The sequence below is a fragment of the Mesorhizobium sp. M1B.F.Ca.ET.045.04.1.1 genome (assembly GCF_003952465.1).
Lineage (GTDB): Bacteria > Pseudomonadota > Alphaproteobacteria > Rhizobiales > Rhizobiaceae > Mesorhizobium > Mesorhizobium shonense.
Genome location: NZ_CP034448.1, coordinates 5,316,366 through 5,339,166, shown reverse-complemented (window position 1 = coordinate 5,339,166; position 22,801 = coordinate 5,316,366). Strand labels below are relative to the sequence as shown.

The following is a 22,801-nucleotide window of genomic DNA, read 5'->3' as shown; positions in this document are numbered from 1 at the left end:
AAGTTGGGTTTCAGATCCATGAAAGCCCCGTCCACCTGCGGAAGCAGTGGCGGGGCTTACATTTTGTGGACAGAACGGAGGCTTATTCCCGCAGCCAGTCAACTCGCCGATCAATGATTGGGAGGCCTGATGCCGCCGGTCGCCATATCGATGGTGATGCTGCCGGAAATCCTGACATCGGTATCGCCGATCTTGAACGTACCATTGCTGCCGGCGGGCTGCGCGTCGTCCGGCTCAGGCTGTGGCGCAGGCTTGGCGATCCGATAGTCGCCGCTGACGCCAGGTAGCTTCTGCGCCGAGCTGTCGTTCGCGAAGGCTGCGCCGGCCATCAGGGTGCTGGCGAGCGCGGCAGCGGCAATAGCCGGTTTCTTGAAGGAACAGATCATCCGCCGACTATAGAGGCGCGCCGGAAGCGAAGCCAGACGCGCGGCAATCAAATTGCCGCGCGTCCCTCAGGCAGCCTTCTTGCGCGTGTCGTAGACATGGTCGACGAGGCCCCAGGCCTTGGCCTCCTCGGCGGTCATGAAATAGTCGCGGTCGAGCGTGCGCTCGACCTCTTCGTAGCTCCGGCCGCAATGCCTGGCGTAGAGCTCCGTCATATGACGCTTGGTGCGCAGGATGTCCTCGGCATGGCGCTGGATGTCGGAGGCCTGGCCCTGGAAGCCGCCGAGCGGTTGGTGCAGCACGATCCTGGTGTTGGGCAGCGCGATGCGCCGGCCCGGCGAGCCAGCCATCAAGAGGAAGGAGCCCATCGAGGCCGCAAAACCCATGCAGACCGTCGACACCGGGCAGGAGATGTATTGCATCGTGTCGTAGATGGCGAAGCCGCTGGTCACCACGCCGCCCGGCGAGTTGATGTAGATCGATATCTCCTTGTCGGGATGATCCGATTCCAGCGACAGAAGCTGCGCGCAGACCAGCGCCGACACGCCGTCATTGATCTCGCCGTTGATGAAGACGATGCGTTCGCGCAGCAGCCGCGAGAAAATGTCGAAGGCGCGTTCGCCGCGGCTCGACTGCTCGATCACCATCGGCACCAGATTGGCAAAGGCGCTCATGGCCAAGTCTCCTCGGATTGTCGTTGGTCAAGCCGCGCGCAGCATCATGCATGGCGCATTGGCGGCGGTTGGATTCTTGCGTGCATTTAGCGAGAGTCTGCAGCCTGCGCCTGCAACGGCGAGGACAGGTTGCGCCGCCGGCACGAAGCCGTCATGGACGATGCTGAGATGCGTGCCGCCGGAGGGCGTGCGCGCGAGCGTGAAGGTGACGACGCTTTCGAATGCCGGCAATCGCTGGGCATCCTCAGCACTTGGCCGCTCGCGCCAGGAATAGCGCAGCAGCTTGCCCGGCTTGGCGTCCAGCACCTCGCATTCGATCGGCGCATCCGGTCCAGCAAAGGCGAAGCGATTGCCGGTTTCCGGCTTCATGTCGTTCGGCATCATCCAGGCGGCGAGCAGTTCCGGCTCGGTCAGCGCTCGCCAGACTTTTTCCGGCGGATCGGGAAGCTCGCATTCGAAATTGAGCGGCGCGTCGGTCACCATCGGATATTTCGTCATTGGTCCATTTCCTTCAGAACCGTCTTCAGTTTCTCGATGCGCTCCGGCCAGAAGGCGCGGTAGCGCTCGATCCAGCCGAGCAGCGGATCGAGACCTTGCGGCTCGGCGCGGTAATAGGCGTTGCGACCGGCGCGCCGCTCCGCCACGAGGCCGGCGCCGCGCAGCACTGCGAGGTGCTGCGAGACGGCGGGCTGCGACACGCTCGTGCCGGCGCGCAGCTCCGACACCGTCATCTCGCCGGCTGCCAGCCGCTCATAGACGGCGCGCCGAGTCGGATCGGCCAGCGCCCGGAAAATTTCTGTTTCGATCATGATCAAAGCATAAGCCGATACTTATTGGTTTGGCAAGCGCGGTTTTAGGATGTCCAGCGTCTCACCGGCTCAGCGGCTCCGTCGAAGCTTGCCTCGAAGATCGGCGATGCGAGCACGGCATGGATGTGAAGCGCGGCGGAGCCGACGTTGCGAAAGCCATGCCTGCGGTGCGCCGGGATGGTCAGCGACTGTCCGGCGGTTAGCGCCGCCCGTCGGTCGTCGATCCACATTTCGGCTACGCCGGCAATCACCGTCAGCACTTCCTCGACCGAGTGCACATGGGTCGGCGCGCCGGTGCCCGGTTCGACCCACTGCTCAAATATGCAAAGCCCGGCCGCGCCATTGGCCGCGGCAATGTGCATACGGGTTTCTACCCCAGCCCGCCACGTTTCGCGCGGCTGATCCTCATGCGAAACAATGTTCATTCCGATTTCTCCCTTTGTTTCCTGCGCAGGAATACTACCTTTTGCTGACATTCCTTGACAGAACTGGCGGTTGCGACTAGAACGAAAAGAGAACAAAAACCTTGTGGGAAAAGCCAGCCTTAGCGGGCATGGGCGACCCACAGGCTGTAAGGTGAGCGACTTAAAATTTGTTTCGGATGAGCGCGGAGAAGTACGATGGCGGGTAGCGTCAACAAGGTCATTCTGGTCGGCAATCTCGGGGCGGACCCTGAAATCCGCCGCCTGAATTCGGGTGATCCGGTCGTCAACATCCGCATCGCCACGTCGGAAAGCTGGCGCGACAAGAACTCGGGCGAGCGCAAGGAAAAGACCGAGTGGCACAATGTCGTCATCTTCAACGACCAGATCGCCAAGGTGGCCGAGCAGTATCTGAAGAAGGGCATGAAGGTCTATGTCGAGGGCCAGTTGCAGACGCGCAAGTGGCAGGACCAGACCGGCAACGACCGCTATACGACCGAGGTCGTGCTGCAGAAATTCCGCGGCGAACTGCAGATGCTCGACGCACGCGGCGAAGGCGGCGGCCAGGTCGGCAACTATGCCGGCGGCGGCAACAGCCGCGGCTCCGATTTCGGCCAGTCCGGCCCGAACGAAGGGTTTAGCCGCGGCGGCGGTGGCGGTTCCAGGGGCGGTGGCGGCGGTGGCTCGTCGCGCGAGCTGGATGACGAGATTCCGTTCTGAGAACCGCGTGACCGGCATTTGAGGAGAGGCGATGTCGCTCGGACCTCTGCTTTCGGCGCCGCCTCCCATCCCGTGGCATGCGTTTGCCGCCTTTGCCGCGCTGGCGATAGGCGGAGCGCAATTGGCTCTGCCGAAAGGCACGCCGAGCCACCGCATGCTGGGCTATGTCTGGGCGGCGCTGATGCTGGTCGTCGCCATCTCGAGCTTCTGGATCCGGCAGATACGCCTGATCGGGCCATTCGGCCCGATCCATATCCTGTCGATCCTGGTGGTGGTCACAGCGCCGCTGGCTGTATGGTATGCGCACACTCACAAGGTGGCCGCGCATCGCAGTGCCATGATCAAGCTCTACGTTTTTGGGCTGGTCGGCGCCGGCATCTTCACGCTGCTGCCCGGCCGTATCATGCACGCCGTCGTGTTCGGCCAATGATGCGTTAGGAAGGAAGAGTTCAGTGAAAGCACGCGTTAAATGGGTTGAGGAGCGCACCTTCGTCGGCGAGTCCGGCAGCGGTCACAAGGTGGTCCTGGGGACCGCGCATGGACCGGAAGGCCGGACGCCGGGGCCTAGCCCAATGGAGCTGGTGCTGATCGGCACCGGCGGCTGCTCGGCCTATGACGTCGTGCATATTCTCGAAAAGGGCCGCGAGGCCATCGAGGATTGTGTGGTCGAGCTCGACGCCGATCGGGCCGAGACCGATCCAAAGGTGTTCACCCGCATCCACATGCATTTCATCGTCAAGGGCCGGGCGCTGTCGCGCGACAAGGTCAAACGCGCGATCGGCCTGTCGATCGAGAAATACTGCTCGGCGTCCGCCATGATGGCTAAGACGGCGACGCTCACGCATGATTTTGAATTAGTCGATACAGCGGGGCAGTAGGGCAGTGGGGTACTGTTCAAGCGGCCATCAGCGCCCTGACGCCGTCAGCTACGAACTGGACGGCAAGCGCCGCAAGGATGACGCCGAGCAGCCGGGTCAGAATTGAGCGGCCGGTCTGGCCGAGGATGCGATCGATGCGCTCGGCCAGCACGAACACCAGATAGGTGAGGACCAGGCAGATCGCGATGATGCCGACCAGCGCGGCTTGAGCGCCAAAGCCCTCGAAATGTCCCGATAGCAGCACGGTCGCCGAAATCGCGCCGGGGCCGGCGATCAGCGGGATTGCCAGCGGGAAGGCGGCGATGTTGTGAATCATGTCCTTGGTTATGGCGACGTCGCCGATCTTTTCCTTGCGGTCCTGGCGGCGCTCGAACACCATTTCGAAGGCGATGAAGAACAGCAGGAAGCCGCCGGCGACACGGAAAGCCGGCAGCGTGATGCCGAACACCGACAGGATCGAAGCACCTGCCACGGCGAACAGCGCCATCACCAGGAAGCCTATCACCGAAGCGCGCACCGAGACCTGCTGACGCTCCTCGCGGTTCATGCCGCGCGTGACGGCGAGGAAGAGCGGCGCCAGCCCGGGCGGGTCGATGGTCACCAGGATGGTGACGAAGGCATTGAACAGGCTGTCGAAGCTCGGCATCGCTGGTCCCCTCCCGCCGGGCGACGCCCAAGCCCTGCAATTGGTAGAGCAAAGCCGGGGCGCTGGAAACAGGCGGAGGGGAAATCAGCCGGCTATTCGGCTTTGCCGCAATAGGCCTCGAGGCGATACCCATCGGGATCGATGACGAACGCAGCATAGTAGTTGTCGCCGTAGGCGGCACGCAGGCCGGGCTGACCATTGTCCTTGCCGCCTTTGCGAAGCGCAGCCGCATGGAACGCATCGACGCTGGCGCGTGTCGGCGCGGCAACGCAGAAGTGCAGGCCGGAGCTGGTGTCGGCCGGGACCGGTCGTGCGGCCTCATTGACCCAGAGCTCAACCGCTTCAGCGCCATAGCCGAGCGAACCGGGGGACTGGCTGAGGCAAGAATAGCCGAGCGGTTGCAGCGCGGCGTCGTAGAAGCGTTTCGAGGCGTCGGTATCGCGGACGCCGATCGAGACATGGTCGAGCATTGTTTTCTCCATGGTTACAATGGGTTGATTGCTCAGGTTGGAGTTGCGCGGCGGGCCAAAAACTCAACCTCGATGCGCCAGGTCGCGCCGCCGTCATGCGAGCGTTCGCCCAGCCAGCGGAACGAGTTCTCGGTGATGCGCGAGAAGCTCCAACGTACCGAGGAGCCTGTGCCATCGGCGCCGATCTGGACGATCGTGTCACCCTCGGCGCGGCCGAGCTGCCGGCTGTAGTACTGGTTGCGTGGATCGCTCCAGAAGATGTGCCAGGCGTCCGCGCCGGGATCGTAGACACGCAGCGTCGTGCCGTAGAAGGTCCATGGTCCGAGCGAGGGCGAGGGGCCGGCATCGCGCGCGGGCAGGATCCAGACGTCCTGGACTGCCTTGCCTTCCAGGACCCAGCCGAAATGCACCTCGCCGCGCCCCGTCAGCTTGGTGCCGTCCTCGAGAATGCGCGTGGCGTCGAATGTCCAGGCGCCGATGAAGCGCCCATAGAGGTTCAGCTTTTCGGCGAGGTCCGGATTGGGCGCATCGCGGTGCAGGGCTTCGGCAAAAGTATCGGTCATGGCTGCTGCCTCTTTTGTCAGGAGAGGGCGAGCAATAGGCGCAGGGCGGGGTTCTGCGCTTGGGAAAAATTGCTATCTTTCACTCGATGACAACGACTGCGAAAAACCTGGCGTCGGGTCGAGGCTGGCAGGTGTCCGACGTAATCTGCACCGCCGTTGCCGGCGACAGACTGTTCGAGGAAGAGCACCGCAGTTTCTGCGTCGCCGCCGTGACCAGGGGCACGTTCCGCTATCGGACGAACCAAGGTACGGCGATGCTTGCGCCCGGCGCCATCCTGCTCGGCAATCCGGGCGCCTGTTACGAATGCGGGCATGAGCATGGCGCGGGCGACCGCTGCCTCTCCTTTCATTTTACCCCGGCCTATTTGGAGCGCATCGTCGCCGATGTGCCTGGCGCAAAGCGGCTCGGCTTCGCCGGCCCACGCCTGCCGCCCTTGCCGGCGCTGGCGTCGTTGCTGGCGCAGGCGGAGGCCGCCCGGGAAACCGGCGACGGCGAGGCGTTCGAGGAGCTCGGACTACGCATTGCCGGCGCGGCGGTCGCGGCTACAACCGGCTCTCCCGGCATCGCACCGACACCCAGCCGCCGCGACCAGAAACGCGTCGCCGAGGCGGTGCGCCTGATCGAGCTCAACGCCGAACAGCCGCTGTCGCTGACCGAGATCGCCGACAGCGCGGCGACCAGCCCGTATCATTTCCTGCGCACATTCCGGCATGTCGCCGGCATGACGCCCTATCAGTTCCTGTTGAGGACCAGGCTGCACCGGGCCGCGGTGCGGCTGCGCGCGTCGGAGGAGGCGATCTCGGCGATTGCTTTCGATGCCGGTTTCAACGATCTGTCGACCTTCAACCGCCGGTTCAAGCGCGAGATGGGAGAGACGCCGGGAACATATCGCGCCTGCCGGTCGAGCGCGAAATCATCCGGTTCGGCGGCTGGGCGGAGCCTGTGAGGTAAAGGTCGCCCAACGGCGCAAGCTGACGGCGTCGGCCCCTGGAGGGCTTCTGGCCAAATCGTCGCAATCAGCGGTATCCATTTGAAATTGCCACCGAAATTGTCTCTGGAAAAGTGCGGCCGCCATTGGAGTTTCGGCCCGGCTTCCTATATAAGCGGTGAGTGATTCCCGACAGGATTGTGACCTGATTTGACCGACCAGAAGACACCGCGCGGGCCGGAGGGCGGCCCCACCGGCATCGAGCCGATTTCGATCATCGAGGAGATGCAGCGCTCCTACCTCGATTACGCCATGAGCGTGATCGTCAGCCGCGCGCTGCCTGACGTGCGCGACGGCCTGAAGCCCGTGCATCGCCGCATCCTCTACGCCTCGCATGAGAGCGGCTACCATTGGAACCGCAAATATGTGAAATCGGCGCGCCCGGTCGCCGACGTGATGGGTAAATACCATCCGCATGGCGACGCCTCGATCTACGACGCGCTGGTGCGCATGGCGCAGGACTGGTCGCTGCGCGTGCCGCTGATCGACGGTCAGGGTAATTTCGGCTCGATCGACGGCGATCCGCCGGCGGCGATGCGCTACACCGAGTCGCGTCTGACCAAGGTCGCGCACGAGCTGCTGGAAGACATCGACAAGGAAACCGTCGATTTCCAGGACACTTACGACGCGTCGGGCAGCGAGCCGCGCGTGCTGCCGGCCCGCTTCCCAAACCTTCTCGTCAACGGCTCGGGCGGCATCGCCGTCGGCATGGCCACCAACATTCCGCCGCACAATCTGGCCGAAGTCTGCAACGGCGCCATCGCCATCATCGACAACCCGGCCATCGACCTGCCGTCGCTGATGGAGATCGTGCCCGGTCCGGATTTCCCGACCGGCGGCATCGTGCTTGGCCGTTCCGGCATCTACAACGCCTATTCGACGGGCCGCGGCTCGATCGTCATGCGCGGCCGCGTCAATATCGAGGCGCGCGGCAACGACCGTGAATCGATCATCGTCACCGAGATTCCCTATCAGGTGAACAAGGCGGCGATGATCGAGAAGATGGCCGAGCTGGTGCGCGAGAAGCGCATCGAGGGCATCTCCGACATTCGCGACGAGAGCGATCGCCAGGGCTACCGCGTTGTCATCGAGCTGAAGCGCGAGGCGGTCGCCGACGTCATCCTCAACCAGCTTTACCGCTTCACGCCGCTGCAGACCTCGTTCGGCGCCAACATGGTGGCGCTCAACGGCGGCAAGCCGGAAGTGCTGACGCTGATCGACATGCTGAAGGCCTTCGTCGGCTTCCGCGAGGAGGTGATCAGCCGGCGCACGAAGTATCTGCTGCGCAAGGCGCGCGAGCGCGCCCATGTGCTCGTCGGTCTGGCCATTGCCGTCGCCAACATCGACGAGGTGATCAAGCTGATCCGCACCGCGCCCGATCCGCAGACGGCGCGCGAGCAGTTGATGGAGCGGCGCTGGCCGTCCCACGACGTCGCTCCGCTGATCCAGCTGATCGACGATCCGCGCCACCGCATCAACGAGGACGGAACCTACAATCTCTCCGAGGAACAGGCCCGCGCCATCCTCGATCTGCGCCTGCAGCGCCTGACCGCGCTCGGCCGCGACGAGATCGCCGACGAGCTGAACAAGATCGGCGCCGAAATCGTTGATTACCTTGATATTTTATCTTCCCGCGCGCGCATCCAGCAGATCGTCAAGGACGAGCTGATCGCCGTCCGCGACGAGTTCGGCACGCCACGCCGCACCGAGCTTGCCGAGGGCGGGGCGGACATGGAAGACGAGGACCTGATCCAGCGCGAGGACATGGTCGTCACCGTCAGCCATTCCGGCTACATCAAGCGCGTGCCCCTCTCGCTCTACCGGGCGCAGCGCCGCGGCGGCAAGGGCCGCTCCGGCATGTCGACCAAGGAAGAGGATTTCGTCACCCGGCTGTTCGTCGCCAACACGCACACGCCGGTGCTGTTCTTCTCCTCGCGCGGTATCGTCTACAAGGAAAAAGTGTGGCGGCTGCCGGTCGGCAATCCGCAGTCGCGCGGCAAGGCGCTGATCAACATGCTGCCGCTCGAGCAGGGCGAACGCATAACCACCATCATGCCGCTGCCCGAAGACGAGACGAGCTGGGGCGAACTCGACGTGATGTTCGCCACCACGCGCGGCACGGTGCGCCGCAACAAGCTGTCCGACTTCGTCCAGGTCAACCGCAACGGCAAGATCGCGATGAAGCTGGAGGAAGAGGGCGACGAGATCCTCGGCGTCGAGACCTGCACCGACAATGACGACGTGCTGCTGACCGCGAATTCCGGCCAGTGCATCCGCTTCTCGGTCGGCGACGTGCGCGTCTTCCAGAGCCGCAACTCCGTCGGCGTGCGCGGTATCGCCATGGCCGAGACCGACCGCGTGATCTCGATGTCCATCATCGAGCATGTCGACGCTTCGCCCGCCGAGCGCGCCGCCTATCTCAAGCGCGCTGCCGCCGAACGCCGGCTTGCCGTGGGTGGTGCAGCCGAGGAGGAAGAGATCGCGCTGACCAATGAGGAGATCGGCGAGGAAACCGAGCTTTCCGACAGCCGTTACGAAGAGCTCAAGGCGCATGAGCAATACGTGCTGACGGTGACCGAATTCGGCTACGGCAAGCGTTCATCGTCCTACGATTTCCGCCTGACGGGCCGCGGCGGCAAGGGCATCCGCGCCACGGATGTGTCGAAAGTGGCCGAGATCGGGCGCCTTGTCGCGACTTTCCCGGTCGGCAACGACGATCAGATCATGCTGGTTTCGGACGGCGGCACGGTCATCCGCGTGCCGGTCAATGGCATACGCTTCGCCAGCCGCGCCACCAAGGGCGTGACCATCTTCAACACGGCCGAAGGCGAGAAGGTGGTTTCGGTGGAGCGGATTTCGGAGCCGCAGTCGGACGAGGAAGCCGAAGAGGCGCCTTCGAGTGAGGCTGGCACCACAGAGGATGCGGGCGAGAGCAATCCCCAATAGGCTTTGGCTACGCCACCGGCCCTTGGGGCCGGTGCGATCATGGCTGGAAATCAGTGGCGACGGTAAGCATTGCGGGCAACGAAGCCGTCGAGCCGCTTGGTGTTGGCCTTGACGCGCACTCGCGCTGCCTCCTGATGCAGGCCGAATGCGGTTGCGATGAGCATCACGATGGTCATTGCAGTGGCAAGCATGTAGATGAGCATTTGCGTGTTCTCCTGCACTCACAACGATAAGATGGGGTTTTGGTTTCATCTCCTGAAGCGGCAACCTAGTGAACGCTGCGTGAAGTGTTCGTGATCGTCGCATTCATCCGTCGTTCACGTCCGTGAAAAGGTTCACGAGCGGGCACATCAATGGGATTTGCCTTTGTTCGAGAGGCTCGCTAGAAGCCTGCCATGACCGAACGCACCGCCCTTTACGCCGGCTCCTTCGACCCGCTGACCAACGGCCATCTCGATGTCTTGAAGGCGTCGCTGGCGGTGGCCGACACAGTCTACGCGGCAATCGGCATCCATCCCGGCAAGACGCCGCTGTTTTCCTTCGAGGAACGCGTGAAGCTGATCGAGGCCGCGACCAAGGCGGAGTTCGGCCGCGACAGCGATCGCATCAAGGTCGTTGCCTTTGATGGCCTGGTCATCGACGCCGCCAGGAAGCACGGTGCCGCGATCATCATCCGCGGCCTGCGCGATGGCACCGACCTCGACTACGAGATGCAAATGGCCGGTATGAACGAGACCATGGCGCCGGAGCTGCAGACGGTTTTCCTGCCGGCCAGTCCCTCGGTGCGCACCATTACCGCCACACTTGTGCGCCAGATTGCGTCGATGGGCGGCGACATCCGGCCATTCGTGCCGGCGGCCGTTGCTGGCGCGCTCACCGCCAAATTCGCGAAGTAACCCTCCCGGAGATCCCCATGCAGCTGAAAAAGCTTGCTTCGTTCCTTGTCGTGCTTGCCGGCGTTTTGGCGGCATCCTTTCCGGCCTTCGCCGCCGACAAGGAAAACACCATGATCGTCACGCTGAAGGACGGCGACGTGACGATCGCGCTGCGCCCGGACCTTGCGCCCAAGCATGTCGCGCAGATCAAGAAACTGGTGCGCGAGGGCGCCTATGACAATGTCGCCTTCCACCGCGTCATCGACGGCTTCATGGCGCAGACCGGCGACGTCAAGTTCGGCAACATGAAGAAGGGTTTCAACCCAGAGGCCGTCGGCACCGGCGGCTCCGAGCTTCCCGACCTGCCGGCCGAGTTTTCGCAGACCGAGCAGTTCACGCGCGGCGTGATCGGCATGGCCCGCTCGCAGGACCCGAATTCGGCCAACTCGCAGTTCTTCATCATGTTCGCGCCGGCACCGAACCTGGACGGCCAGTACACGATCGTCGGCAAGGTCGAAAGCGGCATGGAACTGGTCGACAAGATCAAGAAGGGCGATGAGGCGGACAACGGCACGGTCACGGACCCCGATCGCATGATCAAGGTTCGCATCGCCGCCGACAGCAAATAACTTCCTCAATTTTCAAAAGGATTTTCTGACATGGCTGAGATCAAGGACCGCGAGAACGCGCTGATCATGGAAACGACCAAGGGCCAGGTCGTCATCGAAATGTATCCCGACCTGGCGCCCGGTCACGTCGCCCGCATCAAGGAACTGGCGCGGGAAGGCGCCTATGACGGCGTGGTCTTCCACCGCGTCATCGACGGCTTCATGGCGCAGACCGGCGACGTCAAGTTCGGCAATTCGAGCAAGCCCACCTATGCGCCTTCCCGCGCGGGCATGGGCGGCTCCGACAAGCCGGATCTCAAGGCCGAGTTCTCCAACGCCAACCATGGCCGCGGCACCTGCTCGATGGCCCGTGCGCAGAACCCGAACTCGGCGAATTCGCAATTCTTCATCTGCTTCGACGACGCCGCCTTCCTCAACCGCCAATACACGGTCTGGGGCCAGGTCATCGAAGGCATGGAGAATGTCGACAAGATCAAGCGCGGCGAACCGGTGCAGGATCCCGACAAGATCGTGTCGCTGAAGGTCGCGGCCGACGTCAAGTAAGGCAGAATGACAATGATGGGCGCTGTCTGGTCCCTGCTTGGCATCCTGTCCGGCGCCTTCATCGCCATCCAGGCGCCGATCAATTCGCAATTGGCACGCGGTCTCGGCCTTCCGGTCGCGGCCGCAGCCTTTTCCTTCCTGTCGGGCGCCATCGTGCTCGGCATCATCGCGGTCGCGGTGATCAGGCTGCAGGGCATCTCGCTCGACTGGAAGGCGCCGGCACCGTGGCTGTTCGTTGCCGGCGGCATGCTCGGCGGCTTCTATGTCACGCTCTCCACCATCCTCACGCCGCGCATCGGTGCGGCCGCGCTGATGGCCTTCCTGGTCGCCGGCCAGCTGATCGCCGGTATGCTGGTCGACCGCGCCGGCTTCCTCGGTGTCGCAGTGCGCGAGATCTCGCTTGGCCGCGTCGCCGGGGCCGTGTTGCTGCTCGCCGGAGCGCTGCTCATCCGGCTGTTCTGATGCGCGTCGATCTTTTCGATTTCGACCTGCCGGAGGAGCGCATCGCGCTGCGCCCGGCCGAGCCGCGCGACAGCGCCAGGATGCTGATCGTCAGACCAGGCCAAGGCCTGGAGGATCGAACGGCGCGCGATCTGCCGTCGCTGTTGAGAGAAGGCGACGTGCTGGTGTTCAACGACACCAAGGTTATTCCGGCGCAGCTGAAAGGCATCCGCAGGCGCGGCGAGGCGATGGCGCAGGTCGAGGCGACGCTGCACATGCGGGTGGCGCCCGACCGCTGGCTGGCTTTCATGCGGCCGGGCAAGCGCATCGCCGTGGGCGACCGCATCCATTTCGGCCATGACCAGAATTCCTGCTTCCTCGGGCAGCTCGATGCGACGGTGATCGAGAAGGGCGAGGCCGGCGAAGCGCTGCTCGGCTTCGATCTTTCCGGCCCATTCCTCGACGAGGCGATGCACGCCGTCGGCCACATTCCGCTGCCGCCTTACATCGCCTCGAAGCGCGACGACGACGAGCGCGACCGCAGCGACTACCAGACCATCTATGCCAGGGAAGAGGGCGCCGTCGCCGCGCCCACCGCAGGGCTGCATTTCACGCCGGAGCTGTTTGCCGCGCTCGACGCCAAAAGTGTCGAACGCCGCTTCGTCACGCTGCATGTCGGCGCCGGCACCTTCCTGCCGGTCAAGGCCGACGACACCGCCGACCACAAGATGCATGCCGAAACCGGCTCGGTGACAGCCGAGACGGCGGATGCGCTCAACGCGGCCAAGGCGCGGGGAGGTCGAATCGTCGCCGTCGGCACGACGTCGCTGCGCCTCCTGGAAAGTGCCGCCCGCGACGATGGCAGGATCGAAGCCTGGTCAGGGCCGACCGATATCTTCATCACGCCCGGCTACCGCTTCCGGACGGCCGACATGCTGATGACCAATTTCCATCTGCCGCGCTCGACGCTGTTCATGCTGGTCTCGGCCTTCAGCGGACTGGAGACGATGCGTTCGGCCTATGCGCATGCCATCGAGAGCCGCTACAGATTCTACTCCTACGGCGACTCCAGCCTGCTTTTCCGAGCGGAGACGAACGATGGACGATGATCTCGACACGATGGACCGCGACGCTTTGATCGCGGAAGTGAAGAAGCTGCGCGCCGGCATCCGCACCCACCGCGATGCGACCGGCCATGATCTGTGCTGGCATCATCCGGGTCTTTGGGACCTGCTGCCGGAAAAGACCGAGCCGGCGATCGCCGTGCCCCCCTGGCCGAAATTCATGCGCGGCTGCATCCGCTACAGGCAGTCGCTCGACCAACAGGCACCCGGCGCGCCGGTGCATGACAAGGAATTCGATGGCTGAGACTTTCTCCTTCAAGCTCATCGCCATCGACGGCAAGGCGCGGCGCGGCGTCATAAGCATGCCGCGCGGCGAGATCCGCACGCCGGCCTTCATGCCGGTCGGAACCGGCGGCACCGTCAAGGCCATGTATATGGACCAGGTGCGCGGCGTCGGCGCCGACATCATCCTCGGTAACACCTATCACCTGATGCTCAGGCCAGGCGCGGAGCGCGTGGCGAAGCTCGGCGGCCTGCATGAGTTCGCGCGCTGGCCGCACCCGATCCTGACCGACAGCGGCGGCTTCCAGGTCATGTCGCTGTCGAAGCTGAGAAAACTCAGCGAAAAGGGCGTCACCTTCCGCTCGCATATCGACGGCGCGCCCTACGAGATGTCGCCGGAGCGGTCGATCGAGATCCAGGGGCTGCTCGATTCCGACATTCAGATGCAGCTCGACGAATGCACGGCGCTTCCGGCCAAGCCGACGGAGATCGAGCGCGCCATGGAACTGTCGCTGCGCTGGGCCGAGCGCTGCAAGACGGCGTTCGGCGACCAGCCGGGCAAGGCCATGTTCGGCATCGTGCAGGGCGGCGACAGCGCGGTCATGCGCGTGCGCTCGGCGCAGGCGCTGAAGGCGATGGACCTCAAGGGCTATGCCGTCGGTGGGCTGGCGGTCGGCGAGCCGCAGGCCGTGATGCTGGAAATGCTCGACATCACCTGTCCGGAACTGCCGGCCAACAGGCCGCGCTATCTGATGGGCGTCGGCACGCCCGACGACATCTTGAAATCGGTGGCGCGCGGCATCGACATGTTCGACTGCGTGATGCCGACGCGCGCCGGCCGCCATGGCCTCGCCTACACGCGCCGCGGCAAGATCAACCTGCGCAACGCCCGCCATGCCGATGATCCGCGCCCGCTGGACGAGGAGAGCGACTGCCCGGCCGCCCGCGACTATTCCCGCGCCTATCTGCACCATCTGGTGCGCTCGCAGGAGTCGCTGGGGGCGATGCTGCTCACCTGGAACAACCTGTCCTACTACCAGAAGCTGATGCAGGACATCCGCGCCGCGATCGAGGCCAAAGCCTTCGAGACGCGCGCGGCCGAGATTTCGGAAGGCTGGGCGAGAGGCGATATTCCGGCCATCTAGCCGCTCCGTCCCCGCAATTGACGGGCGGCCGCTCCCGGGAGCAGACTTGGTGCCCTGGGGATCAGCATGAACGTAACATACGACTTTGCCGGCAAGACGGCGATCGTGACCGGCGGCTCAAGGGGCATTGGCAGGGGCGTCGCCACGCTGTTAGCCCGGTCGGGTGCAGACGTCTGGATATGGGACGCTGACCCTGCGCCTGCCGACGGAATCCGCAGCCAGACCGTCGACGTTACCAAGGCGCAGGACATAAGCACTGCCCTTGGCGAGGTCGTCGCCAGGACGGGGCGGGTCGACATTCTCGTCAACAATGCGGGCTATCTTGGTCCCTACCTTGGCTTCGAGGCTTTCGATCCGGCCGAGTGGCAGCGCATCGTTGGTGTGAACGTCATCGGCACCTTCGAGGTCACGCATCAGGTCCTGCCTGTCATGCGCAAGGCCGGCAACGGCCGCATCGTCAATATGGGGTCGCTCGCCGGCAAGGAAGGATTGCCGAACCTTGCGGTCTATTCGGCGGCGAGCGCGGGCATCATTGCCTTCACCAAGGCCCTATCGCGTGAGGTCTGCGACACCGACATCCGCGTCAACTGCGTCGCGCCAGGTCCGATCGACACCGATCTTATCCGGCGTCTCGGAAACGAGGTCGTCAGCGACATGGTCGGCGCCAGCCCGCTGAAGCGGCTCGGAGCGGTGGAGGAGGTCGCGGCGCTGGTTCTCTGGCTCTGTTCCGACGCCTCAAGCTTCAATACCGGCGCGGTGTTTGACATGTCTGGCGGAAGGGCGCGGTATTGATCGACCGCGTCAAGTACTGACCGAGGTCGAGGCGCGCAGGCTGCAGCCGGTGATCTTGAAGCTGCCGTCCGGCTGCTGCTCCAGCGTATAGACCGCCTCATAGTCTTTGCCGTCGGGTCCGACGATCAGCACCTGCTGGATGATCGAGGCCGGACCGGTCTGCTCGACCTTGCCGAAGGAGTAGCTCTGCGGCCTGCGCACCGGCGCGTAGCCATTGGTCACCATGTTCATGAAGGTGTCGACGGTCGGGAAGATCCGCTTCACGTTCGGTGCCGCGAAGCTGTAGGCGGTGGCGCCGTCATCGGCGAGGAAGGCTTTGAGCTGGCTGTCGATGACCGTCTGCGCCGCCTTGATCTCGGCGTCGCCGGCGGAGGCGATCGAAGCGATGAGCATTGGAATGAGAGCTAATGCGAACAATAAGCGGCGCACGGCCTGTCTCCCGGAATTCGCTTTGCTGACGCAATCTAACATACGCGCGTCGGCACGCCGCGGTTTCATCGCTGCTGGAAGATTCTTGGCGCCACCGATGGGCCAGACCGATGCTCGGCTGTGGAGCACTCCTACGCTCGTTGCCGGCGGCAGCCTGTACCGGCGCGGCACGCCGGTCGGGGGATTGCGGCAAGCGGTCGCCAAGGCGCGTGCAGCCTGATGCTTGAAAGCCCGTCGCCAGTCTGCCACAAGGGCCGCTTATTCGCGTAGAAGCTCACAGGATCGGCAATGAAGGCATTTTTCGTGCAGATAAAGTGCGATCTGGGCAAAGCCTATGAGGTCGCCAGCGCGCTCGCCGATGCCGAGATCGCCTCCGAAATCTACTCGACCGCCGGCAATTATGACCTGCTCGCAAAATTCTATGTCGATGACGAGGAAGACATCGGCCACTTCGTCAATGAGAGGGTGCAGATTCTGCCCGGAATCAAGGACACCTTCACCATCGTTACCTTCCGGGCGTTTTGATCGTCCCGGCAGTGCCCGGCCGCGAGGCAGAGCCTGACCTGGCATCGATCGCGCTGCCCTAATCTTAGGCAAATTCCATCGAGCGGCCGCCGCGGCCTCTCAAATCACCGATTGCGCTTGCTTTTCTCAGGCGAGGCCAGTGAAATGGCTTCAGAGGGGAGTACGCGATTGGCAGCGTTCGACGAAATGCTTCCGGAAGTTTCCGGATTGAGAAGACCATATCAGGCTTACGATCGCTGGCTGAAGGAACAGGACCCGGCCAGGCTCACCCAGAAAATGCAGGACGCCGAGCGCGTCTTCCGCAAAACCGGCATTACTTTCGCCGTCTATGGCGAGCAGGAAGCCTCCGAGCGGCTGATCCCTTTCGACATCGTCCCGCGCATCATTTCCGGCCAGGAGTGGCGCCGGCTCACCCAGGGCATCGAGCAGCGCGTGCAGGCGCTGAACGCCTTCCTCGACGACATCTATCACCGTCAGGAAATCCTGCGCGCCGGCCGCGTTCCCAGGGATCTTATCGCAAAGAATGAAGCCTTCCTGCCCGAGATGATCGGGGTAAGACCGCCGGCGGGCGTCTACACCCACATCATCGGCGTCGACATCGTCCGCACCAGCGAGAACGAATTCTACGTGCTCGAGGACAACGCCCGCACGCCGTCCGGCGTCTCCTACATGCTGGAGAACCGCGAGACGATGATGCAGCTCTTCCCGGAACTGTTCCAGCAGATCAAGGTGCGGCCGGTCGAGAATTATCCGCAGCTCTTGCGCCAGTCGCTGGCGGCGGTGCGGCCGCAAGGCGCCAAGGGCGCGCCGACCATAGCCGTGCTGACGCCGGGTAGCTACAACTCCGCCTATTTCGAGCACGCCTTCCTCGCCGACCAGATGGGGGTGCAACTGGTCGAGGGGCAGGACCTGCGCGTGGTCGACGGCCATGTCACGATGCGCACCACAGAGGGCTACAAGCAGATCGACGTGCTCTACCGGCGCGTCGACGACGCCTTCCTCGATCCGCTGACCTTCCGGCCGGATTCGGCGCTCGGCGTGCCGGGCATCATGGATGTCTATCGCGCCGGCAACATCACCATCGCCAACGCGCCGGGAACCGGCATCGCCGACGACAAGGCGATCTATTCCTACATGCCGGAGATCGTCGAGTTCTACACCGGCCGCAAGGCGATCCTCGGCAACATCCCGACCTGGCGCTGTTCGGAGCCGGACAGCCTGAAATATGTGCTCGAGCACATCGGCGAGCTCGTGATCAAGGAAGTGCACGGCTCCGGCGGTTACGGCATGCTGGTCGGCCCGGCGGCGACCAGGAAGGAATGTGAGGCGTTCGCCAAGAAGCTGCAGGCAAAGCCGGCGAACTACATCGCCCAGCCGACGCTTGCGCTGTCGACCTGTCCGATCCTGACCGAGAAGGGACTGGCGCCGCGCCACGTCGATCTCAGGCCCTATGTCCTGGTCTCGGACCGGATCCAACTCGTGCCGGGCGGCCTGACGCGCGTTGCCCTGAAGAAAGGGTCGCTGGTGGTCAATTCCTCGCAGGGCGGCGGGACGAAGGATACGTGGGTGCTAGATGATTGAAGTGAGTGAGTAGCGAATAGCGAATAGCGAATAGGGAAGAGGGGATACGACGGCAATCAATTCTTACAGAGACCTAATTGTTTGGAAGGCGGCCCTGCGTCTGGCAGTGGATTGCTACTCGGCCACGAAAGCTTTTCCTAACAGCGAAGCATACGGAATGACCTCTCAGGTACGACGCTCGGCGGCTTCCATCGCGGCGAATGTCGCGGAAGGTCATGGCCGAGAAAATACAGGAGCTTTCATCCAATTTCTTCGCATGGCGCAGGGTTCCCTGAAAGAATTGGAGACACATCTCATTCTGTGCGGAGAGGTAGGATTGATGGTCGAAGCGGAGGTCGCCAGCCTGCTTGGCCAGGCTGACGAAATCGGAAAAATGCTGCGTTCGATGATCAGGAGCCTGCAACAAAAGCTATGAAATCTCTTTTCCGCTATTCGCTATTCGCTATTCGCTACTCGCTTGAAATCGAGGCATGTTGATATGCTTTTGGGCCGCACCGCCAACGGTCTCTACTGGATGAACCGCTATATCGAGCGGGCCGAAAACATGGCGCGCCTGGTCGACGCCGGCCTGCGCATGGCTCTGACGCGTACCCAGAACGCGTCCGAGGAATGGAACTCGGTGCTGCTCAGCGCCGGCTCCGATGTTGCCTTCAGCCAAAAATACCAGGATTACACGGTCGGCAATGTCTCGGATTTCCTGCTGCGCGACACGTCCAATCCGTCGAGCACGATGTCGTCGATCGAGACGGCGCGCAACAACGCGCGCATGGTGCGCACCGCGCTGACTCGCGAGACCTGGGAGAGCATCAACGAGGCCTGGATGTCGCTGAAGCGCATGCTGGCAACGCCGATCGACGAGCGCGACCTGCCGACGGTGCTCGACGCCATCAAGCGAGAGACGGCGCTGATCCGCGGCTCGTTCTACGGCACCATGCTGCGTAACGAGATCTTCGATTTCTCGCAGCTCGGCACCTATGTCGAGCGCGCCGACAACACGGCCCGCATCCTCGACGTGAAATACTATGTGCTCTTGCCGTCGATCTCCTGGGTCGGTTCGACGCTCGACAATTATCAATGGGAATCGATTCTGCGCTCGGTGTCGGCGCACCGTTCCTATCGCTGGGTCTATGACGCCGACTACAAGCCGACCAACATTGCCGACTATCTGATCCTCAATGTGCGTATGCCGCGCTCGCTCACCTTCTGCTACCGCTTCCTCGGCGAGCACCTGAAGTTCCTCGCTGACGACTATGGCGAGCGCCATGCCTGCCATGCCACGGCCGAGAAAACCCAGGCGATGCTGAAGAAGGGGTCGATCAAGGATATTTTCGACCACGGCCTGCACGAGTTCCTGGCCGAATTCATCCGCGACAACACCAGGCTGGGCGACGAGATCGCCCAGGACTACCGGTTCTACTGAGCATGATCCCGAAAAGTGGAAACCGGTTTTCGGACAAGATCATGCTCGCAAACGGAAAATGACGCCATGCGGCTCAAGATCACCCACCGGACCGAGTACCGCTACGACGCGCCGGTGCAATATCTGCTGCAGCGGCTGCGCCTGCTGCCGCTGAGCGGACCGACACAGACGGTTGTGTCCTGGGCGATCAAGATCGATGGCGCCCGGGAGGAAGTGCGCTTCACCGACCATTTCGGCAACGACACGCGACTGGTGAGCGCCGAAGGCGGCCACAACATCATCACGGTCGAGGCAGCGGGAGAAGTGACGACGCGCGACACGGCCGGCGTATCCGGCCCGCACCACGGTTTCGCGCCGCTCTGGCTGTTCGCCCAGGAAACGCAGCTCACCACTGCCGGTGACGGCATCCGCCAATTGGCCACATCGGTCGGCGAGGGGACCGATATCGAGCGGCTGCACAGGCTAATGATGACGATCCGCGAGCGCGTCGACTACAAGCCGGGCACGACCAGCGCGGTGACGCCGGCGGAAGAAGCGCTGACGCTGAAAGCCGGTGTCTGCCAGGACCACAGCCATATCTTCGCCGCCGCGGCGCGCGTGATGGGCTTTCCCGCGCGCTACGTCAGCGGCTATCTGATGATGGACGTTTCGGTCGAGCAGGCGGCGAGCCATGCCTGGGCTGAAGCGCATGTTGCGGGTCTCGGCTGGGTTGCCTTCGATCCCGCCAACGGTATCTCTCCCGACGAACGTTATGTGCGAGTGGCGACGGGTCGTGATTATCGCGATGCCTCGCCTGTTTCCGGGATACTGCTGGGGCAAGCGCAGGAGAAGCTTGCAGTCACCGTCACGGTCGAGCAGTAATCGCCGTTAGAGCAGTTCAGCGTTTGATGGAATCGCTGCACTGCTCTAACTATTTGTCGTCTTTACGCAATTCCGTACGGAAAACCGCCACACACTTTTCCTGGAATTGCTCTAAGGTTCACCAGAAGAGCGACCATGACCTATTGCGTCGGCCTCAAGATCGATCGCGGGCTCGTGTTCATGTCGGACACGCGCACCAATGCCGGCATGGATTCGATCTCGACCTTCAAGAAGATGCATGCCTGGGAGGAACCTGGAGACCGCGTCATTGTGCTGATGTCGGCGGGCAATCTCGCCACGACCCAGGCCGTTGTCAGCCTGCTCGACGAGCGCAACAAGGCGGTCGGCGACCGCCACGAGAAGCTGCTCGAAACGCCGTCCATGTACCAGACGGTGCGGCTGGTCGGCGACACGGTGAAAGAGGTCATCGCGCAATCCTCGCCCGCCGGCGACAAGGCCGATTCCTATTTCAACGCCTCCTTCATCCTTGGCGGCCAGATCAAGGGCAGCCCGCCCCGGCTGTTTATGATCTATCCCGAAGGCAATTTCATCGAATCGACCGACGACACGCCGTTCTTCCAGATCGGCGAGACCAAATACGGCAAGCCGATCATCATCCGCGCCTATGACCGTGCGATGAGCCTGGCAGAGACGGTGAAGTTGCTTCTTGTCTCCTTCGATTCGACGCTGAAGTCGAACCTGTCGGTAGGTCTGCCGCTCGACCTGCTCTTCCTGGAGAAGGACGCGCTCAAGGTCGGTCTCAAGAAGCGGTTCGGCCAGGACGACCAGTATTATCGCGCCATTTCCGAGGGTTGGTCGAACGCGCTCAAGACCGCCTTCGCCAGCTTGCCGGACTTTCCGGGGTAGGGGCGGCAGCCCGTTGCCTTATTCGACATGTTAATCAAAAGTTGGAAAGGTAGGAACAACTGACCGGCAAGGCAGTCGGTCGGCCGGGAGCAATCATGGTTGTGCAAGAAATGGCAAAGTCTGAGACAACCGCGGAGGCAATCACGCGAGCCCTTGTTGAACACAGCATCGACACCGTGTTCGGCATACCCGGGGTTCATATGTACGATTTCAACGACGCGCTCCATCGTGCCGGCGACAAGATCAAATTCATCCATACGCGACACGAACAAGGTGCCGCCTACATGGCATATGGCTATGCGAAGGCAACAGGCCGGATTGGTGCGTTCACCGCGGTTCCGGGACCAGGCGTGCTGAACGCGGGTGCGGCGCTCTGCACCGCCTTGGGTGCGAACGCGCCGGTGCTTTGCATCACGGGCAACATCATGTCTCACTTGATCGGCAGAGGCCGGGGACAGCTTCACGAATTGCCGGATCAGCTGGCGACCCTGCGCGGCATAACGAAAGTCGCCGAACGCATTAATCATCAGTCAGAGGCTGGCTTCGTCGTCAGCGAGGTTATCTCCAAGATGATCTCCGGGCGAAAAGGACCCGGCTCGATCGAAGCGCCGTGGGATGTCTTCGGCCAAACAGGTCCGGAGGTGCCGATTGTTTCGGCAGCGCGAGCCGAGAGTGCCCGGCCGGACCCGCTGGCGATTGAGCAGGCCATCCAGCTCATTTCAAGTGCCAAACGTCCACTCATCATGGTTGGTGGCGGAGCGGTTGATGCGCGCAAGCAGGTGCGAGAACTCGCCGAGCGGCTCGGTGCGCCCGTAACGGCTCATCGGTCGGGCAAGGGCGTGCTCCCTGACGATCACCCCAATGCACTCAATCTGGTCGCTGCATACGACTACTGGAAAGATGCCGATCTTCTCATCGGTATTGGCAGTCGCCTTGAATTGCAGTTCATGCGTTGGCGATACCTTCCCAAGAACCTCAAAATCATCCGGATCGATATCGATCCGAAGGAAATGGTTCGCCTTCGTCCGGACGTCGCTATCGTGGCGGATGCGGCCGATGGTGTCGCTTCTCTTCTCGAACAGTCGCCTCGATCTTCAATCGATATGCGCGTGGAAGATTTCGCTCGACTGGACAACGCCGCGAGGGAACGCTTCGCTGCCGTAGAACCTCAGGTTTCCTACATCAACGCGATCCGGCGCGCCCTGCCGAGGGACGGCTTCTTTGTCGAGGAAATCAGCCAGGTGGGCTTCACCGCCCGGTTCGCGTTCCCGGTTTTCGCTCCGAGGCAATACGTGACCTGCGGCTATCAGGAAACTCTGGGTTTTGGCTTCAATACCGCGTTGGGCGTCAAGGTTGCTCACCCGGACAAGATGGTGATCTCCGTCTCCGGCGACGGCGGTTTCATGTTCGGCCTCCAGGAGCTTGCAACCGCGGTTCAACATCGCATCAACGTGATAGCGATCGTGTTCAACAACGGTTCTTACGGGAACGTGCTGAGAGACCAGAGACAATCGTATGACGGTCGCTACCTAGGGTCTGAGTTGACCAATCCGGACTTTGTGAAGCTCGCCGAGAGCTTCAATATCCCGGCCTTCAAAGCGACGACACCCGAGGAGCTCGAGCGTTTGATAACGACTTGCGCGACCCTCGACAGTCCCGTGTTGATCGAAGTGCCTGCGGACAGAGGGTCCGAAGTGAATCCCTGGACGTATCTCCATCCCGCTCCCCATCCAGATTAAGATCTCCGCCGCTTCGCCAGAACCTGTCCGTATTAGCTTGCGAACCGGTTTGCCTTTGCGATCATATGGATTTCATTAGCCGGCTTCTACCTTTTCATAGCTTTCGT

At 62.8% G+C, this 22,801-nt stretch carries 31 protein-coding genes; 21 read left to right on the top strand and 10 right to left on the bottom strand.

Annotation, left to right across the window (positions count from 1 at the left end; translation table 11 throughout):
* Positions 1–110: 110 nt before the first annotated feature.
* The 5 genes from EJ071_RS26460 to EJ071_RS26440 all read right to left on the bottom strand — a co-directional run bounded on the left by EJ071_RS26460 (position 111) and on the right by EJ071_RS26440 (position 2,292).
* On the bottom strand, positions 111–386 hold the full coding sequence (locus EJ071_RS26460; protein WP_126100492.1) for a hypothetical protein: 276 nt from the start codon (positions 384–386) through the stop codon (positions 111–113).
* Between the two features lie 66 nt (positions 387–452).
* Positions 453–1,058 carry an ATP-dependent Clp protease proteolytic subunit gene (locus EJ071_RS26455; RefSeq protein ID WP_126100491.1) on the bottom strand — a complete coding sequence of 202 codons (606 nt, stop codon included), beginning with the start codon at positions 1,056–1,058 and terminating at the stop codon, positions 453–455.
* Positions 1,059–1,085: 27 nt separating this feature from the next.
* Positions 1,086–1,556 (bottom strand): SRPBCC domain-containing protein, encoded by a 471-nt coding sequence (locus EJ071_RS26450; RefSeq protein ID WP_126100490.1) that lies wholly within the window; start codon positions 1,554–1,556, stop codon positions 1,086–1,088.
* On the bottom strand, positions 1,553–1,867 hold the full coding sequence (locus EJ071_RS26445) for a metalloregulator ArsR/SmtB family transcription factor (protein ID WP_126100489.1): 315 nt from the start codon (positions 1,865–1,867) through the stop codon (positions 1,553–1,555). The genes EJ071_RS26450 and EJ071_RS26445 overlap by 4 nt, the downstream gene beginning before the upstream one ends.
* Before the next feature lie 44 nt (positions 1,868–1,911).
* Entirely contained in the window at positions 1,912–2,292 is a 381-nt protein-coding gene (locus EJ071_RS26440) for a cupin domain-containing protein (protein ID WP_245459971.1), read from the bottom strand.
* 195 nt (positions 2,293–2,487) lie between these two features.
* Here EJ071_RS26440 and ssb point away from each other — a divergent pair, with 195 nt between their 5' ends.
* The 3 genes from ssb to EJ071_RS26425 are packed head-to-tail and all read left to right on the top strand — an operon-like array spanning position 2,488 to position 3,887.
* Positions 2,488–3,009 carry a single-stranded DNA-binding protein gene (gene ssb, locus EJ071_RS26435; RefSeq protein ID WP_126100488.1) on the top strand — a complete coding sequence of 174 codons (522 nt, stop codon included), beginning with the start codon at positions 2,488–2,490 and terminating at the stop codon, positions 3,007–3,009.
* Positions 3,010–3,040: 31 nt separating this feature from the next.
* A complete protein-coding gene (locus tag EJ071_RS26430) occupies positions 3,041–3,439 on the top strand; it encodes a DUF2306 domain-containing protein (protein WP_126100487.1) in 399 nt (132 codons plus the stop codon).
* 22 nt (positions 3,440–3,461) lie between these two features.
* Complete coding sequence (locus EJ071_RS26425) at positions 3,462–3,887, top strand: OsmC family protein (RefSeq protein ID WP_126100486.1); 426 nt, start codon at positions 3,462–3,464, stop codon at positions 3,885–3,887.
* Between the two features lie 16 nt (positions 3,888–3,903).
* Here EJ071_RS26425 and EJ071_RS26420 read toward each other — a convergent pair whose 3' ends face one another.
* The 3 genes from EJ071_RS26420 to EJ071_RS26410 form a co-directional block, all read right to left on the bottom strand.
* On the bottom strand, positions 3,904–4,533 hold the full coding sequence (locus EJ071_RS26420; RefSeq protein WP_126089097.1) for a MarC family protein: 630 nt from the start codon (positions 4,531–4,533) through the stop codon (positions 3,904–3,906).
* A gap of 92 nt (positions 4,534–4,625) precedes the next feature.
* Positions 4,626–5,003, bottom strand: a complete 378-nt coding sequence (locus tag EJ071_RS26415; protein WP_126100485.1) for a VOC family protein — start codon at positions 5,001–5,003, stop codon at positions 4,626–4,628.
* 32 nt (positions 5,004–5,035) lie between these two features.
* Positions 5,036–5,566 (bottom strand): hypothetical protein, encoded by a 531-nt coding sequence (locus EJ071_RS26410; protein WP_126100484.1) that lies wholly within the window; start codon positions 5,564–5,566, stop codon positions 5,036–5,038.
* An 86-nt stretch (positions 5,567–5,652) separates the two neighbouring features.
* Here EJ071_RS26410 and EJ071_RS26405 point away from each other — a divergent pair, with 86 nt between their 5' ends.
* Positions 5,653–6,513: an AraC family transcriptional regulator gene (locus EJ071_RS26405; RefSeq protein ID WP_126100483.1), complete on the top strand. Its 861-nt coding sequence runs from the start codon at positions 5,653–5,655 to the stop codon at positions 6,511–6,513.
* 192 nt (positions 6,514–6,705) lie between these two features.
* Positions 6,706–9,501: a DNA gyrase subunit A gene (gyrA, locus tag EJ071_RS26400; RefSeq protein ID WP_126100482.1), complete on the top strand. Its 2,796-nt coding sequence runs from the start codon at positions 6,706–6,708 to the stop codon at positions 9,499–9,501.
* A gap of 50 nt (positions 9,502–9,551) precedes the next feature.
* On the opposite strand, the gene EJ071_RS26395 is transcribed toward gyrA, so the two are convergent.
* Positions 9,552–9,704, bottom strand: a complete 153-nt coding sequence (locus tag EJ071_RS26395; RefSeq protein WP_126100481.1) for a hypothetical protein — start codon at positions 9,702–9,704, stop codon at positions 9,552–9,554.
* A 192-nt stretch (positions 9,705–9,896) separates the two neighbouring features.
* Here EJ071_RS26395 and coaD point away from each other — a divergent pair, with 192 nt between their 5' ends.
* From coaD to EJ071_RS26355, 8 genes are all read left to right on the top strand, one after another.
* The gene (coaD, locus tag EJ071_RS26390) at positions 9,897–10,397 is read left to right on the top strand and encodes a pantetheine-phosphate adenylyltransferase (RefSeq protein ID WP_126100480.1); all 501 of its coding nucleotides are present in this window, start codon (positions 9,897–9,899) and stop codon (positions 10,395–10,397) included.
* A gap of 17 nt (positions 10,398–10,414) precedes the next feature.
* Positions 10,415–11,005, top strand: a complete 591-nt coding sequence (locus EJ071_RS26385; protein WP_126100479.1) for a peptidylprolyl isomerase — start codon at positions 10,415–10,417, stop codon at positions 11,003–11,005.
* Positions 11,006–11,035: 30 nt separating this feature from the next.
* Entirely contained in the window at positions 11,036–11,548 is a 513-nt protein-coding gene (locus EJ071_RS26380; protein ID WP_126100478.1) for a peptidylprolyl isomerase, read from the top strand.
* A gap of 12 nt (positions 11,549–11,560) precedes the next feature.
* Complete coding sequence (locus EJ071_RS26375; protein ID WP_126100477.1) at positions 11,561–12,010, top strand: DMT family transporter; 450 nt, start codon at positions 11,561–11,563, stop codon at positions 12,008–12,010.
* On the top strand, positions 12,010–13,098 hold the full coding sequence (queA, locus tag EJ071_RS26370) for a tRNA preQ1(34) S-adenosylmethionine ribosyltransferase-isomerase QueA (RefSeq protein WP_126100476.1): 1,089 nt from the start codon (positions 12,010–12,012) through the stop codon (positions 13,096–13,098). The genes EJ071_RS26375 and queA overlap by 1 nt, the downstream gene beginning before the upstream one ends.
* The gene (locus EJ071_RS26365; RefSeq protein WP_126100475.1) at positions 13,088–13,357 is read left to right on the top strand and encodes a hypothetical protein; all 270 of its coding nucleotides are present in this window, start codon (positions 13,088–13,090) and stop codon (positions 13,355–13,357) included. The genes queA and EJ071_RS26365 overlap by 11 nt, the downstream gene beginning before the upstream one ends.
* Positions 13,350–14,480, top strand: a complete 1,131-nt coding sequence (gene tgt / locus EJ071_RS26360; protein ID WP_126100474.1) for a tRNA guanosine(34) transglycosylase Tgt — start codon at positions 13,350–13,352, stop codon at positions 14,478–14,480. Before EJ071_RS26365 ends, tgt begins: the two co-directional genes overlap by 8 nt.
* Before the next feature lie 66 nt (positions 14,481–14,546).
* Positions 14,547–15,272: an SDR family NAD(P)-dependent oxidoreductase gene (locus tag EJ071_RS26355; RefSeq protein WP_126100473.1), complete on the top strand. Its 726-nt coding sequence runs from the start codon at positions 14,547–14,549 to the stop codon at positions 15,270–15,272.
* Between the two features lie 9 nt (positions 15,273–15,281).
* On the opposite strand, the gene EJ071_RS26350 is transcribed toward EJ071_RS26355, so the two are convergent.
* Positions 15,282–15,701 carry a DUF4864 domain-containing protein gene (locus EJ071_RS26350; RefSeq protein ID WP_126100472.1) on the bottom strand — a complete coding sequence of 140 codons (420 nt, stop codon included), beginning with the start codon at positions 15,699–15,701 and terminating at the stop codon, positions 15,282–15,284.
* 85 nt (positions 15,702–15,786) lie between these two features.
* Here EJ071_RS26350 and EJ071_RS40105 point away from each other — a divergent pair, with 85 nt between their 5' ends.
* The 8 genes from EJ071_RS40105 to EJ071_RS26315 all read left to right on the top strand — a co-directional run bounded on the left by EJ071_RS40105 (position 15,787) and on the right by EJ071_RS26315 (position 22,694).
* Positions 15,787–15,921 carry a hypothetical protein gene (locus tag EJ071_RS40105; RefSeq protein WP_281058878.1) on the top strand — a complete coding sequence of 45 codons (135 nt, stop codon included), beginning with the start codon at positions 15,787–15,789 and terminating at the stop codon, positions 15,919–15,921.
* A gap of 68 nt (positions 15,922–15,989) precedes the next feature.
* Entirely contained in the window at positions 15,990–16,226 is a 237-nt protein-coding gene (locus tag EJ071_RS26345; protein ID WP_059185676.1) for an Lrp/AsnC ligand binding domain-containing protein, read from the top strand.
* 168 nt (positions 16,227–16,394) lie between these two features.
* Positions 16,395–17,807, top strand: coding sequence for a circularly permuted type 2 ATP-grasp protein (locus EJ071_RS26340; protein WP_189521226.1), 1,413 nt, complete (start codon positions 16,395–16,397; stop codon positions 17,805–17,807).
* A 100-nt stretch (positions 17,808–17,907) separates the two neighbouring features.
* A complete protein-coding gene (locus EJ071_RS26335; protein ID WP_245460357.1) occupies positions 17,908–18,222 on the top strand; it encodes a four helix bundle protein in 315 nt (104 codons plus the stop codon).
* A 63-nt stretch (positions 18,223–18,285) separates the two neighbouring features.
* Positions 18,286–19,227, top strand: a complete 942-nt coding sequence (locus EJ071_RS26330; protein WP_126100469.1) for an alpha-E domain-containing protein — start codon at positions 18,286–18,288, stop codon at positions 19,225–19,227.
* Positions 19,228–19,293: 66 nt separating this feature from the next.
* Complete coding sequence (locus tag EJ071_RS26325) at positions 19,294–20,088, top strand: transglutaminase family protein (protein ID WP_126100468.1); 795 nt, start codon at positions 19,294–19,296, stop codon at positions 20,086–20,088.
* 135 nt (positions 20,089–20,223) lie between these two features.
* Positions 20,224–20,955 carry a peptidase gene (locus EJ071_RS26320; protein ID WP_126100467.1) on the top strand — a complete coding sequence of 244 codons (732 nt, stop codon included), beginning with the start codon at positions 20,224–20,226 and terminating at the stop codon, positions 20,953–20,955.
* Positions 20,956–21,065: 110 nt separating this feature from the next.
* Positions 21,066–22,694, top strand: coding sequence for a thiamine pyrophosphate-dependent enzyme (locus EJ071_RS26315; RefSeq protein ID WP_126102722.1), 1,629 nt, complete (start codon positions 21,066–21,068; stop codon positions 22,692–22,694).
* Positions 22,695–22,801 lie beyond the last annotated feature (107 nt).

Bases quoted from the DNA above. Each gene is read 5' to 3' on its own strand.
- coaD (WP_126100480.1), top strand. From the start codon at position 9,897: ATGACCGAACGCACCGCCCTTTACGCCGGCTCCTTCGACCCGCTGACC.
- EJ071_RS26355 (WP_126100473.1), top strand. From the start codon at position 14,547: ATGAACGTAACATACGACTTTGCCGGCAAGACGGCGATCGTGACCGGC.
- EJ071_RS26460 (WP_126100492.1), bottom strand. From the start codon at position 386: ATGATCTGTTCCTTCAAGAAACCGGCTATTGCCGCTGCCGCGCTCGCC.
- EJ071_RS26455 (WP_126100491.1), bottom strand. From the start codon at position 1,058: ATGAGCGCCTTTGCCAATCTGGTGCCGATGGTGATCGAGCAGTCGAGC.
- EJ071_RS26315 (WP_126102722.1), top strand. From the start codon at position 21,066: ATGGCAAAGTCTGAGACAACCGCGGAGGCAATCACGCGAGCCCTTGTT.
- ssb (WP_126100488.1), top strand. From the start codon at position 2,488: ATGGCGGGTAGCGTCAACAAGGTCATTCTGGTCGGCAATCTCGGGGCG.
- EJ071_RS26365 (WP_126100475.1), top strand. From the start codon at position 13,088: ATGGACGATGATCTCGACACGATGGACCGCGACGCTTTGATCGCGGAA.
- EJ071_RS26395 (WP_126100481.1), bottom strand. From the start codon at position 9,704: ATGCTCATCTACATGCTTGCCACTGCAATGACCATCGTGATGCTCATC.
- EJ071_RS26325 (WP_126100468.1), top strand. From the start codon at position 19,294: ATGCGGCTCAAGATCACCCACCGGACCGAGTACCGCTACGACGCGCCG.
- EJ071_RS26345 (WP_059185676.1), top strand. From the start codon at position 15,990: ATGAAGGCATTTTTCGTGCAGATAAAGTGCGATCTGGGCAAAGCCTAT.
- EJ071_RS26450 (WP_126100490.1), bottom strand. From the start codon at position 1,556: ATGACGAAATATCCGATGGTGACCGACGCGCCGCTCAATTTCGAATGC.
- EJ071_RS26330 (WP_126100469.1), top strand. From the start codon at position 18,286: ATGCTTTTGGGCCGCACCGCCAACGGTCTCTACTGGATGAACCGCTAT.
- EJ071_RS26410 (WP_126100484.1), bottom strand. From the start codon at position 5,566: ATGACCGATACTTTTGCCGAAGCCCTGCACCGCGATGCGCCCAATCCG.
- EJ071_RS26430 (WP_126100487.1), top strand. From the start codon at position 3,041: ATGTCGCTCGGACCTCTGCTTTCGGCGCCGCCTCCCATCCCGTGGCAT.
- EJ071_RS26380 (WP_126100478.1), top strand. From the start codon at position 11,036: ATGGCTGAGATCAAGGACCGCGAGAACGCGCTGATCATGGAAACGACC.
- EJ071_RS26445 (WP_126100489.1), bottom strand. From the start codon at position 1,867: ATGATCGAAACAGAAATTTTCCGGGCGCTGGCCGATCCGACTCGGCGC.
- EJ071_RS26420 (WP_126089097.1), bottom strand. From the start codon at position 4,533: ATGCCGAGCTTCGACAGCCTGTTCAATGCCTTCGTCACCATCCTGGTG.
- EJ071_RS26405 (WP_126100483.1), top strand. From the start codon at position 5,653: ATGACAACGACTGCGAAAAACCTGGCGTCGGGTCGAGGCTGGCAGGTG.
- EJ071_RS26440 (WP_245459971.1), bottom strand. From the start codon at position 2,292: ATGAACATTGTTTCGCATGAGGATCAGCCGCGCGAAACGTGGCGGGCT.
- tgt (WP_126100474.1), top strand. From the start codon at position 13,350: ATGGCTGAGACTTTCTCCTTCAAGCTCATCGCCATCGACGGCAAGGCG.
- queA (WP_126100476.1), top strand. From the start codon at position 12,010: ATGCGCGTCGATCTTTTCGATTTCGACCTGCCGGAGGAGCGCATCGCG.
- EJ071_RS26385 (WP_126100479.1), top strand. From the start codon at position 10,415: ATGCAGCTGAAAAAGCTTGCTTCGTTCCTTGTCGTGCTTGCCGGCGTT.
- EJ071_RS26375 (WP_126100477.1), top strand. From the start codon at position 11,561: ATGATGGGCGCTGTCTGGTCCCTGCTTGGCATCCTGTCCGGCGCCTTC.
- EJ071_RS26415 (WP_126100485.1), bottom strand. From the start codon at position 5,003: ATGCTCGACCATGTCTCGATCGGCGTCCGCGATACCGACGCCTCGAAA.
- EJ071_RS26320 (WP_126100467.1), top strand. From the start codon at position 20,224: ATGACCTATTGCGTCGGCCTCAAGATCGATCGCGGGCTCGTGTTCATG.